This is a genomic window from Nocardia cerradoensis NBRC 101014 (assembly GCF_000308535.1).
Lineage (GTDB): Bacteria > Actinomycetota > Actinomycetes > Mycobacteriales > Mycobacteriaceae > Nocardia > Nocardia cerradoensis.
Map to the genome: position 1 here is coordinate 1 of NZ_BAFW01000017.1, position 3,221 is coordinate 3,221.

Genomic DNA, 3,221 nt, shown 5'->3' on the forward strand with positions numbered 1-3,221 from the left:
ATTCCCCGTAGTGGTAGGCGAGGGCGGTGAGATCGGCCGGGTCGAGTTCCTCGATCGCGGCGCCGATGCGGCGATGCCAGCGGTCGCGGCGGATCCGCGACAGATCCCCCAGCAGCGTGTCCCGCACCAGGACGTGGGCGAAACGTGCTCGCCCGCTGGCGGGTTCGTGCAGGAGCCCGGCGACGACTCCGGCCTCGACCGCGTCCAGCACCTCCTCCTCCCCCACCTCCGCGGCCCGCGCCAGAACCCCGAGGTCGAACTCGCGGCCGATCACCGCGGCCAGCCGCAACACGGATACGGCCGTCTCCGGAAGCCGGGACAGCCTGCGGCGCAGCACATCTCGCACACCTTCGGGGACCTCGGACGCCGCGACCAGCTCGCCCTCGCTCTGCAACAGGCGCGCGATCTCGATGAGGTAGAAGGGATTGCCGCCGGTGCGATCGTGCAATGTCGCCACCACCGGATCCGCGGGTGCGCGTCCGAGCAGAGCGCCGACCAGCCGGGCACTGTCGGCGGTCCCGAGCCCGCGCAACCGGATTCGCACACCGACGGTGGTCGCCGAGCTCGCCAGCGCATCGGCCAGCGCGGGCGGCACCTCGTCCGGCCGGTAGCCGATCACCGTGAAGACCGGTGCCCGGGTGGCCACCGCGGCGAGCAGCGCCGCGGTCTCGGCATCACAGCGGTGGGCGTCGTCGAGCAGGATCGCCAGCGGCCGCGCGTGCGCGACCGCGGTGAGATAGTCGATCACCGCCCGGTGCAGCAGGAAGCGACCATGCGCGCGGTCGGCCCGTTCCGACCCCGCGCCGTCGGTGAGCAGCGGCGCCAGTGCGGGCGCCAGGTCCCGCGGATCGTGTTCGCCGGCCAGGGCACGCAGGACCTCGACCCACGGCCACGCCGACGGGGCGGCCTCGTCCTCCGGGCAGCGACCGATCACCACGCGATATCCCCCGTCGCGCAAGTCGTCGCGAAGACGGTGCAGCAGAGCGGTTTTCCCGCTGCCCGCCTCACCCGCCACGGTCGCCGTCCGTGGTCCGTCGCCCCGGGCGGCCCCATGCAGCGCGGCGAGTTCGGCGTCGCGGCCGAACAGTACCGTCGCCGTCGCCGTGGCCGCCGTGGCCGGGTCGCGCGGCGGCAGCGACTCCGCGATCACCTTCTCCTGCACCGGGATTCGCTGCGCGAGAATGTCGGCTTCCAATCGCGTCAGGGCAGGTCCGGGATCGATGCCGAGTTCGTCGGCGAGGATTTCGCGCGCCTGCCGCAGAGTGGCGAGTGCGTCCGCTTGACGTCCGGCCCGATAACGCGCCAGCGCGGTGAGCCGCCAGGCCTCCTCACGCAGCGGGTGCTCGCGAGTCAGTACTTCGGCTTCGGCCGCCGCCAGCGCGGGTTCCTCCTGATCGAGCAGCGCCGCCGCCAGCTGTTCGCGCGCACTGAGCCGCAACTCCTCGAGCCGCGCCGCCTCCGCGGCCGCCCAGGCCTCCTGCGCATAGGCCCCGTACGCGGGACCCTGCCAGCGTGCCAGCGCCTGCTCGAGGGCGCGGCGCCGCCGCTGCGGATCGGTCTGCCGCGCGGCCAGATCCCACTCCGCGCCGAACAACCAGGCATCGACCGCCTCGGTGTCGAGCCGCAGCGCGTATCCGGGGGCGCGGCTGACCAGGACCGTCGCCGGTGCGCGCGGCGCCCGTTCGGGCTCCAGCAGCCGCCGCAGATTGGATATGTAGGCCTGCAGCGAGCCCAGCGCCCGCGGCGGCGGCTCGCCCCGCCACAGGTCGTCGATCAACCGGTCGACCGGTACCACCTCGCCCCGGGCGACCAGCAGCCGGGCCAGCACGCCGCGTTGCCGCGGACCGCCGAGATCGAGTTCACCCTGCTCGTCCGACGCGGTCAGCGCTCCGAGGACCCGAATCCGAACCATGATGCGCAAAGTCTAGGACGGGAGCCGCCAAGTGCGTCTCGAGTCGGCTGCAAGCGGCCGGCGCCACCCTCGTCGCAGTCCTCGACACCGACAGGAGCCGCCATGCCCACCACCCTCGCGCCCACCCGCCCCGACACCTTCGACATGCTCGTCGTGCACAACGCCTTTCGCAGCCACTTCCGCGCGCTTCCCGGCCTGGTCGCGCGCGTCGATGCGGGCGACGTCGAGCGCGCCCGGCAGCCCGCGGCATTCCTGGACGAGCTGTGCACCGGGCTGCACGAGCATCACACCGGCGAGGACGAGCTGATGTGGCCGCTGCTGCTCGAACGCGCCCCGATGCATGCCGGCGCGATACTGCGCATGGAGGAACAGCACGAACGCATCGCGGAGCTGATTCGGCGCGCGCGGCGTGATGCGGGCGAATTCGTCACGGCCGCATCGGCTTCGGTCCGTGACCGGCTCGCCGAAACGCTGCGTGTGCTCGCCGCCGCGCTGGACGAGCACCTGGCCGAGGAGGAACGTCAGGTCCTGTCCGTGGTCGAGGAGGTCATGACCGTCGCGGAGTGGCGGGCTCTCGGCGAGCGCGGCCGCGCGCAGATGCCGAGGAACCGCCAACTGATCTTCCTCGGCTTCATGATGTACACGGCGTCCGCATCCCAGCGGCGCAAACTTCTCGCGGAGATGCCGCCGGCGGCACGCCTGGCGTGGCGGGTGCTCGGGCGTCGCGGTTTCGCCCGGGAGTATCGCGCGATCTACCGCAGCGATCCCGAGTGGTGAGCGACCACTCGCGGCGCGCTCACCACCGGATGGCAGGGGCCGGAACGGTGGCGGACCGGGGAACCAGCCGTTGCGCGGCGGTGTAGGCATCCAGGGCCCCGGCGGCGACGTCCGCGGCGAGGCGGTCCAGATCCGGGTGGCTCCGCACGCGGGTGTGCACCAGCGACAGGATCTGCACGCGGGCGCGAGCGGTTCGTCGTTCCGGGTCGTCGTTGCGCTGGTGCGCGTCGATGGCCCGGGCCAGTTCGGGTATCCCGGTGCCGTTCTCGGCGACGAGGGTGAGGATGGGGGCCGACGATTCGCCGCGCAGTTCCCGCACCGTCCGGTCGGCGCCGGGCCGGTCGGCCTTGTTCACCACGAGGATGTCGGCGACCTCCAGCAGTCCCGCCTTGGCGGCTTGAATGGCATCTCCCGCACCGGGATTCAGGATGACCACGGTCGGATCGGCGACCGCGGCGACCTCGATCTCCGATTGCCCGACCCCGACCGTCTCGACCAGGATCCGCTCGTAGCCGAGGTCGGCGAGCAGCCG

The 3,221-nt window shown here is 72.6% G+C and carries 2 protein-coding genes and 1 pseudogene; 1 reads left to right on the forward strand and 2 read right to left on the reverse strand.

Features of this window, described 5'->3' with window-relative positions; genetic code table 11:
* Window positions 1-1,912, reverse strand: a 1,912-nt coding sequence (locus ON23_RS03620; protein WP_039776350.1) for an ATP-binding protein, incomplete at its 3' end; no start/stop codon positions are given.
* Window positions 1,913-2,014: 102 nt separating this feature from the next.
* On the opposite strand from ON23_RS03620, the gene ON23_RS03625 reads away from it, so the two are divergent.
* On the forward strand, window positions 2,015-2,689 hold the full coding sequence (locus ON23_RS03625; RefSeq protein ID WP_039776347.1) for a hemerythrin domain-containing protein: 675 nt from the start codon (window positions 2,015-2,017) through the stop codon (window positions 2,687-2,689).
* Window positions 2,690-2,708: 19 nt separating this feature from the next.
* On the opposite strand, the pseudogene ON23_RS03630 reads toward ON23_RS03625, so the two are convergent.
* Window positions 2,709-3,221 (reverse strand): annotated as a pseudogene (locus ON23_RS03630) (methylmalonyl Co-A mutase-associated GTPase MeaB); the annotation flags it as partial.